10 protein-coding genes are annotated in these 13,071 nt (G+C 53.6%); all 10 read left to right on the forward strand.

Annotated features, from left to right (window positions below):
- Positions 1 to 43 precede the first annotated feature (43 nt).
- The 10 genes from leuS (at position 44) to NHAL_RS02680 (ending at position 13,015) form a co-directional block, all read left to right on the forward strand.
- Positions 44 to 2,503, forward strand: a complete 2,460-nt coding sequence (gene leuS / locus NHAL_RS02635) for a leucine--tRNA ligase (RefSeq protein WP_013031616.1) — start codon at positions 44 to 46, stop codon at positions 2,501 to 2,503.
- A 19-nt stretch (positions 2,504 to 2,522) separates the two neighbouring features.
- Complete coding sequence (locus NHAL_RS02640; RefSeq protein ID WP_013031617.1) at positions 2,523 to 3,032, forward strand: LPS-assembly lipoprotein LptE; 510 nt, start codon at positions 2,523 to 2,525, stop codon at positions 3,030 to 3,032.
- Positions 3,029 to 4,084, forward strand: a complete 1,056-nt coding sequence (gene holA / locus NHAL_RS02645) for a DNA polymerase III subunit delta (RefSeq protein WP_013031618.1) — start codon at positions 3,029 to 3,031, stop codon at positions 4,082 to 4,084. Before NHAL_RS02640 ends, holA begins: the two co-directional genes overlap by 4 nt.
- 70 nt (positions 4,085 to 4,154) lie before the next feature.
- Positions 4,155 to 5,411: a glutamate-5-semialdehyde dehydrogenase gene (locus tag NHAL_RS02650; protein ID WP_013031619.1), complete on the forward strand. Its 1,257-nt coding sequence runs from the start codon at positions 4,155 to 4,157 to the stop codon at positions 5,409 to 5,411.
- A gap of 6 nt (positions 5,412 to 5,417) precedes the next feature.
- Entirely contained in the window at positions 5,418 to 6,119 is a 702-nt protein-coding gene (nadD, locus tag NHAL_RS02655) for a nicotinate-nucleotide adenylyltransferase (RefSeq protein ID WP_013031620.1), read from the forward strand.
- Positions 6,119 to 6,469 carry a ribosome silencing factor gene (rsfS, locus tag NHAL_RS02660; RefSeq protein WP_013031621.1) on the forward strand — a complete coding sequence of 117 codons (351 nt, stop codon included), beginning with the start codon at positions 6,119 to 6,121 and terminating at the stop codon, positions 6,467 to 6,469. The genes nadD and rsfS overlap by 1 nt, the downstream gene beginning before the upstream one ends.
- 6 nt (positions 6,470 to 6,475) lie before the next feature.
- Entirely contained in the window at positions 6,476 to 6,949 is a 474-nt protein-coding gene (gene rlmH, locus NHAL_RS02665; protein WP_013031622.1) for a 23S rRNA (pseudouridine(1915)-N(3))-methyltransferase RlmH, read from the forward strand.
- 108 nt (positions 6,950 to 7,057) lie between these two features.
- Complete coding sequence (locus tag NHAL_RS02670; protein WP_013031623.1) at positions 7,058 to 7,666, forward strand: Maf family protein; 609 nt, start codon at positions 7,058 to 7,060, stop codon at positions 7,664 to 7,666.
- A complete protein-coding gene (gene rng, locus NHAL_RS02675; RefSeq protein WP_013031624.1) occupies positions 7,659 to 9,131 on the forward strand; it encodes a ribonuclease G in 1,473 nt (490 codons plus the stop codon). The genes NHAL_RS02670 and rng overlap by 8 nt, the downstream gene beginning before the upstream one ends.
- Positions 9,132 to 9,154: 23 nt before the next feature.
- Positions 9,155 to 13,015 (forward strand): YhdP family protein, encoded by a 3,861-nt coding sequence (locus NHAL_RS02680; RefSeq protein WP_013031625.1) that lies wholly within the window; start codon positions 9,155 to 9,157, stop codon positions 13,013 to 13,015.
- Positions 13,016 to 13,071 lie beyond the last annotated feature (56 nt).

A 13,071-nucleotide genomic window follows, 5' to 3' on the forward strand; every position in this document is an offset into this window, starting at 1 on the left:
TCTTTGATTTAAGTCATTTTGTCAGTGAACTCATTAAACCTCGATGGAAGAACATTACCAAGCTACTCAGATTGAAGCCGAGGCTCAGGCCTATTGGGAACAACACCAAAGCTTTCGTGTGATCGAAGACTCGACCCGGGAGAAATTCTACTGCTTATCCATGTTTCCCTATCCGAGCGGGCGACTGCACATGGGGCATGTGCGGAATTACACCATTGGGGATGTCATCGCCCGGTATCAGCGCATGGGGGGGAAAAATGTGCTCCAACCCATGGGCTGGGATGCTTTCGGTTTACCCGCCGAGAACGCGGCAATGCAAAATCGGGTGCCACCGGATCAATGGACCTATCAAAACATCGACTACATGCGGGGACAGTTGAAGCGGTTAGGTTTTGCCTATGACTGGTCCCGGGAATTAGCCACCTGCCATCCTGCCTATTACCATTGGGAACAATGGTTGTTTACGAAATTATTCGATAAGGGGTTGGTTTATAAAAAAACGGCTCTGGTTAACTGGGACCCCGTTGATCAGACTGTTTTAGCTAATGAGCAAGTTGTCGATGGTCGGGGTTGGCGTTCGGGCGCCGTGGTGGAGCGGCGCGAGATCCCCCAATGGTTTTTGAAGATCACGGCCTATGCGGAGGAATTGCTCACCGGTTTGGATCAACTTAGCGGCTGGCCAGAGCAGGTGCGGACCATGCAGCGCAACTGGATTGGCCGCTCCGAAGGGGTGGAAGTGCAGTTCCAGGTGGAGGGGAGAGCGCCCCTGTTGGTCTTCACTACCCGCCCTGATACTTTGATGGGAGTTACCTTTGTTTCAGTGGCAGCAGAACATTCCCTGGCCCGGGAAGCGGCGAAGACTAACCCGGCATTGGCGGCTTTCATCGAAGAGTGCCAGCATACGGTCACCTCTGAGGCGGTTCTAGAAACCTTGGAAAAAAAGGGCATGGATACCGGTCTTAAAGCGGTTCATCCGCTTACGGGGGAAACGATACCTATCTGGGTCGCCAATTTTGTTCTCATGAGCTATGGCACCGGGGCGGTGATGGCTGTCCCTGCCCATGACCAACGTGATTACGAGTTTGCCCAGGTGTATGGGCTGCCTATTCAACAGGTGATTGCCCCCCAGGATGATCAGAGTGCTTGTCATTTAGAACAAGCGGCCTTTGTAGAGAAAGGGGTGTTAATAAACTCGGGCCAATTTACCGGCCTTGATTTTGAGCAGGCGTTTGCCGCCATTGCCCAGCACTTGGAAGGTCAGGGCAAGGGGCAGCGAGTAGTGAATTATCGGCTGCGGGACTGGGGCGTGTCACGCCAGCGTTATTGGGGCGCCCCTATCCCGGTGATCAATTGTCCCTCCTGTGGCGCGGTACCCGTACCCGAGGAAGAGCTGCCGGTGGTGTTGCCTGAAGGGGTCCGCTTCGACGGAGTCCGCTCACCGCTCAAGCAGATGCCTGAGTTTTACCAGACCACCTGTCCCCGGTGTGGTGAAAACGCTGAGCGGGAAACGGATACCTTCGATACTTTTTTTGAGTCCTCCTGGTATTATGCCCGCTACTGTTGCCCAGATAATGACGCTGCCATGGTGGATGAGCGGGGCCATTATTGGCTTCCGGTGGATCAGTATATTGGCGGCATTGAACACGCGGTGCTGCATCTGCTCTATGCGCGCTTTTTCCATAAGGTGATGCGGGATATGGGTTTGGTGCGGGGCGATGAGCCTTTTACCCATCTGCTAACCCAAGGGATGGTGCTCAAAGACGGCGCTAAGATGTCCAAGTCCAAGGGCAATACGGTGGACCCCCAGGCGCTTATTGAACAATATGGAGCAGACACCGCGCGCTTGTTTATCATGTTTGCCGCGCCGCCGGAGCAGTCGCTGGAGTGGTCCGAGAGTGGCGTGGAGGGCGCGCACCGGTTTCTTAAACGACTCTGGCGGATGGTGGCCACTCATGTCGCTCAAAGGCAGGGATCAGTCCCGCCCTTGGAGGTTAAGACTCTGAGTGCTGAACAAAAACTTCTCCGGACCAAGGTCCACGAAACCATCGTTAAGGCCAGTGATGATATCGGTCGGCGCTATACCTTTAATACCGCAATTGCGGCAGTCATGGAGTTGATGAATGCCCTGGCAAAGCTTGATGACGATACCCCTCAGGGACAAGCGGTACGTCAGGAGACCCTAGAGACCGTGGTGCTGTTGCTGTCGCCGATTACCCCCCACATTTGCCACCGGCTATGGCGGGAACTGGGACATGAGGGGGCCGTCATCGATGCCTCCTGGCCAGAAGCCGATCCCGCAGCCCTGGTTAAGGAGACGGTTGATTTAGTCGTCCAAGTCAACGGTAAGCGGCGTGGGCAAATTACGGTAGCGGCAGAGGCCTCACGGGAAGTGATTGAGGCCCAGGCCCAAAGTGAGCCGAATGTGCAGCGGTTTATTGAAGGGAAGACGGTACGGAAGGTGATTCTCGTTCCCCATCGCCTTGTCAACCTGGTTGTCAGGTAAGCCATTGAGTTTTTCTGCTATGGTTAGGCAATGGCTAGGGAGAGCCGCTTTATTCTCGCTATTGCTGCTGGCAGGCTGTGGTTTTCATCTGCGTGGCGATACTCAACTTTCGCCCTTATTGGAACGCACCTACCTGCAAGGAGTGGTGCCTTACAGTGATTTGGGAGTCGGCCTTAAGCGTAGCCTTGAGGCCTATGGGGTTACCGTCACCTCAGTGCCTGCAGAAGCCAGCGCCATATTAAGCGTGACCTACAACCAGTTGCAGCGGCAAGTGCTTTCTGTGGGAGCAACGGGTAAGGTGCAAGAATATGCGCTTAAATATGTATTGCAGTTTCAAGTCACCAATCCTAAGGGGGAAATATTGCTACCATCCCAGCAGCTGGAGTTAATGAGGGAGTATCAGTTTGACGAGCGCAGTGTGCTTTCAGCCGGAGAGCAAGAAGCTCTGTTGCGGGAGGTCTTGCAGGAAGAAATGGTACAGCAGATTCTCTGGCGTTTAGAGGCGTTACCGCCCACCCTGAATGGATGAGAGTTAAGCTAGAACAGCTCGCCGCCCATCTGGAGCGTAAAATTGCTCCCATTTACTTGCTCTTCGGCGATGAACCGCTGCTAATAGAAGAAGCGGCTGATCTGATTCGTGCCCAAGCCCGCTCTCAAGGCTTTAATGAGCGGGAGGTGATGCATGTTGACCGTGGGTTTGACTGGGGGCAATTGCAACTGGCCACCGAAAGTCTCTCTTTGTTCGCCTCCCGTCGCCTTCTTGAGTTACGCTTGTCGGGCGGGGGCGTTGGGGAGCCTGGAGCTAAAGCGTTGCAAGCTTATGGGAAAGACCCAAGCCGGGACACCCTTTTGCTGATCATTAGTAATAAATTGGAGCGCCGGCACCAGGGGAGTTCATGGTTTTCCCTGCTTGAGCAAGCGGGGGTTGTGGTCCAGGTGTTTAAAGTCGATCCCTCTTTGCTGCCCCGGTGGATTGAGCGCCGGATGCAGAGCAAAAACCTGCATCCTACGCCGGAGGCCGTAACCGCGTTGGCGGAGCGCTTGGAAGGCAATCTGCTCGCTTGTGCCCAAGAGATTGATAAGTTGGCCTTGTTGTGTCCGGAAGGGACCATCGATATCCATGGGGTAGAGGAGGTCGTTGCCGACAGTGCCCGTTATGATGCATTTCGCCTTGTAGAGAGTGCGTTAGCAGGCGATGTGGTTCGGATATCACGGATCTGGCGTGGGCTGCGTGCCGAAGGTGTGGATCCCTCTGTGGTTTTGGGGGCCTTGGCTTGGGAACTGCGGCGATTGGTTCGTGTCGCCACTGCTTGCGCCCAGGGAACCCCGGTAGATCAGGCCTTGAGAGAGGAGCGAGTATGGGAGCGACGCAAGGCCCTGAGCAAGCAGGCCCTGTCCCGCCATGCAGCGTACCGTTGGCGGATTTTCCTACAGCGATTGAGCGACATCGACCGGATGATTAAGGGCGCGGCGAAGGGCCGTCCGTGGGAGGCAATTCTGCAATTATGTATCGCTATTGCAGGAGTTGAGCTCTTCCCTCCGTGCCGGGGAAACTTGGGCTATGAGCTAGACAGGGCATAATTTCCCCTTTGGTCAAGGGGCATCTTCAACGCATAGAGACGTGACTAGTCTAAGAAGTAGTTAGATCAATATGGACATCAAAGATTACATGCAGAACCTAGGTCGCCGCGCCCGTGACGTCAGCCGAATATTGACCCGGGCCAGCACCGCAGACAAAAACCGAGCCCTGGAAAAAGCGGCTTCTATTCTCGAGGCGGAAGGGCAGGCCTTGGATGAGGCCAATCGTAAGGATTTAGCCGTAGGCCGGAATAAAGGATTAGATGAGGCTTTGCTGGATCGACTGACGCTGACAGAGGCAAGAATTAAGGCGATGGCCGAGGGATTGCGCCAGATTGCATCCCTGCCTGATCCAGTGGGCGCGATTAGCGACCTCAACTACCGGCCTTCGGGTATCCAGGTAGGGCGGATGCGGGTTCCTCTTGGAGTGATTGGGATCATTTATGAGTCCCGCCCCAATGTCACCGCTGATGCCGCTGGTCTATGTTTAAAGTCAGGGAATGCAGTTATCCTTCGGGGGGGGTCCGAGGCACTCCATTCTAATCAAGCTATTGCCCGTTGTATCCACCAGGGGCTGGAGCAGGCGGGATTACCACGGGAGGCGGTGCAAGTGGTCGAAACCACCGACCGCTCGGCCGTCAGTGAGCTGATTACTCAGGAAGCCTATGTGGACGTGATTGTTCCGCGGGGAGGCAAGGGCCTGATTGAGCGTATTAGCCGGGAAGCAAAGCTACCCGTCATTAAGCACTTGGATGGGATCTGCCATGTCTATATTGATGAACGGGCCGATCTGGACAAGGCGGTGGCTATTGCGGTGAACGCAAAATGCCAGCGCTATGGGGTTTGCAATGCCATGGAAACTTTATTGGTGGCCCGCGGGATTGCCGCCAAGGTGTTGCCGGTTTTAGGGGAACATTACCGAACCGCCGAGGTGGAACTGCGGGGCTGCTCGGAAACCCAAGGCCTATTGCCACAGGTCAAGCCTGCCACAGAGGAAGACTGGTACACTGAGTATTTGGCCCCTATTCTTGCTATCCGGGTGGTGGCTGGGCTGGATGAGGCGATTGAGCATATTACCCATTATGGGTCCCATCATACTGAAACGATTGTCACTGAGGACTTTACCCAGGCCCGGCGTTTTCTCACGGAAGTGGATTCCAGCTCGGTGATGGTAAATGCATCGACCCGCTTTGCTGATGGCTTCGAATATGGTCTGGGTGCTGAAATTGGGATTTCCACCGATAAACTTCATGCCCGCGGGCCGGTAGGTCTGGAAGGGCTGACTTCGCAGAAGTGGATCGTATTAGGGAACGGCCATATCAGGGAATAAGATGTTGTGACACTGCATTCCAAAACATTTGCCACTAACTCTCCTCACCCTACGGCCCCCATAGGCATCTTCGGCGGTACCTTTGACCCTGTCCATTTTGGCCACCTGCGTCCTGCTTTGGAACTGCTTGAGCAGCTTCCCCTGGCCGAGATACGGTTTATTCCTTGCCGCCAACCCCCCCACCGCCAAGTGCCGGCGGCCAGTCCTGGGCAACGTTTAGCGATGCTTGAGCTTGCGATTGCCGGAGAGCCGAGATTTTTCGCGGATGATCGGGAGCTTCTCCGGCCCGGTCCCTCTTATATGGTGGATACCCTGGCCTCATTACGGGCGGAGCAGGGGAGTGTGCCTTTATGTTTGATCTTGGGGACGGACGCTTTCCGGGGACTGCCTAAATGGCACCGGTGGGCGGAGCTTACGGAACTGGCCCATCTTCTGGTGATGAAACGCCCGGGTGAGCCCCTTCCTCAAGAGGGTGAATTGAAGCACTTTCTAGAATCGCGCTGTATCTGTGATCCAGCCCAATTGGCGCAACAACCTAGGGGATTAATCTTACCTCTGGAAGTCACTCAGTTGGAGATATCTGCCACCCGCATTCGGACTTTGATTGGGGCTGGACGGAGCGCCCGCTACCTTCTTCCTGACGCTGTTTGGGATGATATTCAACAAAAACGCTTGTATTCTGCCCCCCTTTTTATGCCGGAGAAATAATGTCAGCAGTGGAGCTCAAAGAATTAGTGGTCACCGCCCTAGAAGCCTTAAAGGGCCGCGATATCCAGGTCTTAGACGTGCGAGAGCTTACCGATGTGGTCGATTATATGGTAGTGGCTAGTGGGGCCTCCAATCGTCAAGTCAAGGCATTAGCCAATGAAGTCGTTGAAAGGTGTAAGGCGGCAGGGTACCGCCCCTTGGGTGTGGAGGGCGAGCTGCATGGAGAATGGGTGTTAGTGGATATGGGCGATGTCGTCGCCCATATTATGCTCCCCCAGGTGCGTGCTTTTTATAACCTGGAAAAACTCTGGAATGTCTCCCCTTCTCCGGGGGTTAAAGAACAACAATAAACGGGAATGAATATCCATGTGATTACCGTGGGGCAACGTCTGCCGAGCTGGATTGGAGAAGGTTATCGGGATTATGCTCGGCGCCTGCCGCAACAATGTTCCCTTCATTTAGTGGAAGTGGCCACTGCCCGGCGTGGTAAGAGTGGGAATCCCACTCAGTGGCAGCAAGATGAATGTCGCCGCTTGCTAGCCGCCATCCCTGCTAACAGTCAGGTGATTGCTTGTGATGAGCACGGAGAATCCTGGACTACCGAAGAGGTGGCCAAACACTTACAGACATGGATGAATGAAGGCCGGGACGTAGCCCTATTAGTGGGCGGGCCAGATGGCTTAGCCCCCTTGTGCTTAGAGCGGGCTACACGCAAGTGGGCCCTGTCTGCGCTTACCCTTCCCCATGGCTTAGTGCGTGTGATCTTGGCAGAGCAGATTTATCGCGCTTTCAGTCTTCTTAATCACCATCCCTACCATCGAGCTAGCTGATCCTGAAAATTTTTCCAGTATGAATTTTCTCCCGGGTGAAGGGACTAATACAATTTTCAACGTTTAAGGCCTATTGGCATTTTGGGATAGAGATATTTGAGAGGACCCTTGGAGATCTTATATTGCCCATTTCCTCCTATTGCGCTTGCCTCAGCTTCACCGCGACGCCAAGCCCTATTAACTCAGATTGGGGTTGAATTTAAACGCCTCAATGTCAGGGTGGATGAAAGCCCTCAACCGGGGGAGATGCCTGCGAGTTATGTTCGTCGTCTGGCGGTGGCCAAAGCCCAAGCAGGCTGGAAACAGCAATTGCCCCCAGACCAGTTGCCTGTCTTGGGAGCTGATACGGCGGTGGTCATCGATGATAACATTCTGGGCAAACCTACCGATCAAGCTCATGCCGAGGCTATGCTAGCGCGTCTCTCGGGTCGCAGCCATCAGGTTTTGACAGCCGTAGCCCTAATCGATGGCGGCATACAATGTCAATTAAGCGTCAGTACCGTGACTTTCAAACCGCTTACCAAAGCGGAACGCCAGGCCTATCTTGCCTCGGGTGAAGGGCTGGATAAGGCTGGGGCCTATGCCATCCAAGGCCAGGCGGCGCTGTTTATCTCTTATCTTGAAGGGAGTTATTCTGGAGTTATGGGATTGCCTTTGTACGAGACGGGAGAATTACTTAGAAGTTTGCTACCAAGGAAAGAAATCGCTGGTGAGTGAGGAGATTCTCATTAATGTGACGCCCAGTGAGACCCGGGTCGCTGTGGTTGAAAATGGCGTGGTGCAGGAATTATATATTGAACGAAGTAGTCGCCGGGGTTGGGTAGGCAGCATCTATAAGGGACGAGTGAGCCGCATTTTACCTGGTATGCAAGCCGCCTTCGTGGATATTGGTTTGGAGCGAGCGGCCTTCCTCCATGCTTCTGATATTCGATTACCATCAGGCCAGATGGGAGATTTGGAGAGTGAGGTGGGGGTCCCCTCCATTACCTCTTTGCTCTCAGAAGGGCAAGAGGTATTGGTGCAAGTGATTAAAGATCCCATTGGGACCAAAGGGGCCCGCCTGACGACTCAGATCTCTGTGGCTTCCCGGTATTTGGTCTATATGCCGGAGATGTCTGGCATTGGGGTTTCGTTGAAAATTGAGGATGAAGAAGAACGCCAGCGGCTTAAGAATTTATTGGCTTCCATATTGCTCGAAGACGACCAGGGGGGGTATATCATTCGCACGGTAGCAGAGGGAGCCATTGCAGACGAACTCCAGACGGACATGGAATTTTTGCATCGACTCTGGCGCACTATTAAAGAGCGCAGCCAAACCGTTAAAGCCGGCCGCGTCGTTCATGAAGATTTGTCTTTGGTGATGCGGACGATGCGTGATCTTGTCCACGAGAGAGTCGAGCGGGTTCGTGTTGATTCCCGCGAAACTTATCATAAACTGGTTGATTTTGCTGAGCATTTCGTCCCTGAGCTGCTTGCTACCCTGGAATATTATCAGGGAGAGCGCCCGATCTTTGATCTTTATGGTATTGAGGATGAAATCCAAAAATCCTTAGGCCGCAAAGTGCAACTTAAGTCGGGTGGCTATCTTATTATCGACCAGACCGAGGCCATGACGACCATTGATGTGAATACGGGCGCCTTTGTGGGTCACCGTAATTTAGAGGAGACCATTTTTAAGACAAATCTGGAGGCGGCCCAAGCCATCTGTAGGCAGCTGAGATTGCGCAACCTGGGTGGGATTATCATTATTGATTTTATTGACATGGAGGAAGAGGATCACAAGCGGCAGGTATTGCGGGCTCTAGAAAAGGGATTGGAAAAGGACCATGCCAAGACTCATATCAGCGAGGTTTCTTCCCTGGGATTAGTGGAAATGACCCGCAAGCGCACCCGGGAGAGCCTGGAGCAAATCCTCTGTGAGACCTGTCCTACCTGTGGCGGTCGGGGGACCGTCAAAACAGTAGAGACTGTCTGTTACGAAATCCTGCGCGAGATTTTACGAGAGGCCCGGCAATTCGAGGCAAGCCAGTACTTGGTCATTGCTGCCCAAGAAGTTGTGGATCGCTTAATGGATGAGGAATCCGCCAGTGTGGCCGAACTGGAGGCCTTTATCGGCAAGCCTATCAAATTCCAGGCAGAATTGCTCTATATGCGCGAGCAATTCGATGTTGTGATGATGTAACCGCTCACCTAAAACTGGCATTTATGGCTGTTATCCGTTTTTCCCTTCGTTGGTTTTATTTCTCCCTTGGGATACTCGCATTCTGTACTGTGTCCATTGTGGGGATGTTGTGGGTACTATGGGCAACGGTGGGAGAGGAGCCGGCCACAGCCTCCCGTTGGCTCAGCACTTTCCTCGGGCGAGAGGTTCAGATTGGGCACATCGATCTGAGTTGGCGGGGGCTTGAGCCTAAATTACGGCTCACCGAAGTGCGGGTTCTGGACCCCAAAACCGAGGAGCAGTTGCTGAGTTTCAGGGAAGCCTATCTGGGAACCGCGCCCTATCGCTCCCTTATCGAAGGGGAATGGTTGCCGCGGCACCTGACCATTATGGGAGGGCAGCTTACCGTTGAGCGGAAACCAGAAGGGTGTGTTCGTGTCCATGGCTTGCAAAGCCTTGAGGCCCCTTGTCCCGATCCTCCCCGTTTGCCAGCGTGGTTGCTTGAGCTCACCCAGTTGACGCTGGTGGATGTGGATATCCGCTGGCTCGATCCCGCTTTGGAAAGAAAACCCTTAAGCCTGAAAGTGGAGGAGTTGTGGCTAAAGAATAAGGGAGACCTTCATCAGGTTGAGGGGAAAGCAACCTTGCCGGAGGAATTTGGTAGAGAAATTGCCATTAAGGCGAAATTTACCGGCAGAAGCATCCGGGGTTTCGAAAGTAAAGGGACCCTTCACCTTAAGGGGGAAAGCCTACAATTGGCTCCCTGGTACCCTCATGACTTCCTTTATGGGCTGTATTTCACCCAGGGCAGGGGTAATCTAGAATTGGGTTTGCGTTGGAGCAAGGCGGCTTTGCGTCAGGCAGTGGTTAAGTTTGATTGGAAGAGCCTGCAAATTGTCGGTAAGGCCCAAGGGGCAGAGGCCCCTCCCCCCATTGCTTTTCAGCAGTTGGCCGGCACGGCCCACTATCATTCATTGGCACAGGGATGGTCTCTGAAGATCCCCCGGTTAGTGGTAGTCCGAAATGACAAGGCATGGCCAGCCACGGCGCTACAGGTCAGAATGGAAAGGGAACCCACCTTTAAGCTCCAAGGCCAGTTTACGTTTCTTCGTTTGCAGGATATTGCCGCTCTCTTTCAACTCAGCGACCAGCTAGATCCTCAATTGCGTCTCTTGCTGCTAGAGGTTCAACCGGTGGGAGAACTGCGGGATGTCAAGGTGGTTTTACCGCTCGGGGAAGCGCAAGGAAAGAATTGGAAATTTTCTGCTAGTACAGCGCAATTTGGGGTTCGACCTTGGCAACATTGGCCTGGTTGCCAAGGCTTGTCCTTTGATGTGCAGTTAATCGGTGGCGAAGGGCAACTGCATATTAATAGTCGCCATGTCCAGCTTTTCAGTGACGACTTGGAGAAGCCGGTGATGGTGGATAGTCTGGGGGGGCGAATCACCTGGCTGCAGAAGAAGGCGGGTTGGCGAGTTCTTGCTGACCACATCCAATTGCGGAACTCCGATCTGGCCTTGACTGCCGCACTGCGCCTTAAGGAGCCGCCCCAGGCCAATAGCCCCTATTTGGACCTGTCCGTGGAGTTGGAAAAACTGGATCTCGCAGCATTATCTCAGTATCTCCCTTCACGCTATATGAAGCCTGGCTTAGTACGGTGGTTGAATCAAGCTTTTCCCAAGGGAGGGAGCGCGAAAGGCGGTCTTGTTTTCCAGGGTCCCGTGGATCGCTTTCCTCCCCCCCAGGACCAGGGCCGGTTTACTACGAACTTGGACATTCAGGGGCCTACATTGAACTACGCTAGGGGGTGGCCGGCATTGGAAGGGGTGGAGGCTCATCTCCATAGCGATGGTCGGCATATCACTATCCAGGCGACTGAAGGCCGGATGTTCAATGCCCGAGTGACAGAGGCGGCGGTTCGGATTGCTGATCTTGGCGCTAGGACAATCCCGCTAACAGTGGTAGGTTGGGCCCAAGGAGATGCTGAAGATGCCAGGCGTTTTATTCAGCACAGTCCCTTGCAGAAGAAATATGGAGGATTTCTTGAGGAAATAAAATTGAGCGGTGATACTCGCCTGAAGCTGAAGTTGATGATGCCTCTAGGAAAAAAGAAAAAACGGCCCGAAGTGGATGGAGAATTAATTTTTGCAGATGCTCATTTGCGCCAGCGGGTTCATCCTTTCTTAACATTCACTGCCATTAACGGCAGCGTGTCTTTTACTCAGGCGGGACTTAACTCGGAAGGCTTGGCTGCCCAGTTCTTAGAACAGCCGATTAAGGCCGATCTCCGCAGCTTATCTAACCAGAAGGGGGAGGCAGAGGTTCGGTTGCGTCTCAATGGTCACCTGGAAGCGCTACGACTTGCGGAGAAGTGGTTTCCCTCCTGGTCCCCCTGGTTTCAGGGTGCTGCTGATTTTACCGCCCATATCATCTTTCGAAAGGCTAAGACGAGTGGAGACAAGGTCACCACAGTCCGGGTGAGTTCTGCGCTGAAGGGGATCGAGGTGACTTTGCCGCCGCCGTTGGCAAAGCCAGCTGACCAGGGGCAAAAGTTGCTATGGGAGATTCGTGGGACCCATGGAGATAAAAAACAAATCACCCTCACCTATGGCGATGGGCTACAGGGGGTGTTCGAGATTACAGGAAGTGGGAAGTCATTGCGTCTTTTAAAAGGGAAGATAAGGGTGGGAAATGGTCCGCCTGTCCTGCCTGAACGGGGGATTTGGCTGGTGGGCACCCTGCCTCAACTTTCAATAGATGCTTGGCGAAAAGTACTCACGAAAACTGCCCGAGGGGATTCCAGTAAATTGGTGCAGCCCGATCACATGGTCTTGCAAGTGGAGCAGATGGAGCTGTTTGGGTGGCATTTTGGGGGGGTCACAGTGAAGGTCAACCGGGAACTCTCCCATTGGCAAACTCAGGTATCGGGGCCTTCTTTGAAAGGGAGTATCACGATACCTGCTCAAGGTTCGAAGGGACCTTTAACCGCTGATTTGGATTATTTGCACTTACATTCGAGGGCATTGGAGGGTGAATTTCAACTTGCCCATCCCCAGTCGTGGCCGGCGCTCGATCTGATCTGCCGTCAGTGCCAATACAACAATTATGATTTGGGCGTGATTAAAGTGTACGCCAGCCCCTATGCCAATGGCTTACATCTAGAAGAGCTGGAAATGGTCTCGCCGGTTATGCAACTTAGGGCCAGTGGAGATTGGACCGTGCACGGGGAGACCCAATGGTCCCACTTGGATATCAAAGCCCATAGCCCGGATCTGGGTCAATTACTGACTAAATTTAATTATCAAACCAATATTGCTGGAGGAAAAACGGAGGTTGAGATTGTCGCCGGTTGGCCCGGCGCGCCCACTTTATTCGACCTTGAGCGGCTAGACGGCAGTATGCGGTTGACAGTGGGCAAGGGCCGTTTGTTGAATGTGGAGCCTGGAGCGGGACGGTTATTCGGTCTACTGAGTGTTTCAACCCTTCCGCGGCGGTTGGCACTGGATTTCAGCGATATTTTTAGTAAGGGCTTTGCCTTTGACCGAATTCAGGGTACATTCGCCATCCGTCAGGGGAATGCTTATTCCAACCAATTGGTTATGGAAGGCCCCACTGCTCAGGTCCAGGCAAGCGGAAGGATTGGCTTGGCAACTCAAGACTATGACCAGATAATAGCGGTAACCCCCAATGTCTTTTCAAGTTTGCCTCTCGCTGGGGCGGTGGCCGGTGGGCCAGTGGGCCTGGGAGTCGGTACTGCCATTATGCTAGCGGATAAATTAGTGGATAAGATGTTCGGCACTCAGGTGGGACAGCTGCTGACTTATTATTACACGGTTTCTGGCCCTTGGGCCAAACCGCTCGTGTCCCGAGTCAATAAACTTCTCCCGTCCCAAGAAGACGACTAGCAAAAAACAAGGTTGAGAGGGAAAATCTAACTGGAGTGGGAACTTAGGGGTTGCGG

Origin of the sequence: Nitrosococcus halophilus Nc 4, from assembly GCF_000024725.1 — a bacterium.
Lineage (GTDB): Bacteria > Pseudomonadota > Gammaproteobacteria > Nitrosococcales > Nitrosococcaceae > Nitrosococcus > Nitrosococcus halophilus.

Bases quoted from the DNA above. Each gene is read 5' to 3' on its own strand.
- leuS (WP_013031616.1), top strand. From the start codon at position 44: ATGGAAGAACATTACCAAGCTACTCAGATTGAAGCCGAGGCTCAGGCC.
- NHAL_RS02640 (WP_013031617.1), top strand. From the start codon at position 2,523: ATGGTTAGGCAATGGCTAGGGAGAGCCGCTTTATTCTCGCTATTGCTG.
- holA (WP_013031618.1), top strand. From the start codon at position 3,029: ATGAGAGTTAAGCTAGAACAGCTCGCCGCCCATCTGGAGCGTAAAATT.
- NHAL_RS02650 (WP_013031619.1), top strand. From the start codon at position 4,155: ATGGACATCAAAGATTACATGCAGAACCTAGGTCGCCGCGCCCGTGAC.
- rsfS (WP_013031621.1), top strand. From the start codon at position 6,119: ATGTCAGCAGTGGAGCTCAAAGAATTAGTGGTCACCGCCCTAGAAGCC.
- rlmH (WP_013031622.1), top strand. From the start codon at position 6,476: ATGAATATCCATGTGATTACCGTGGGGCAACGTCTGCCGAGCTGGATT.
- NHAL_RS02680 (WP_013031625.1), top strand. From the start codon at position 9,155: ATGGCTGTTATCCGTTTTTCCCTTCGTTGGTTTTATTTCTCCCTTGGG.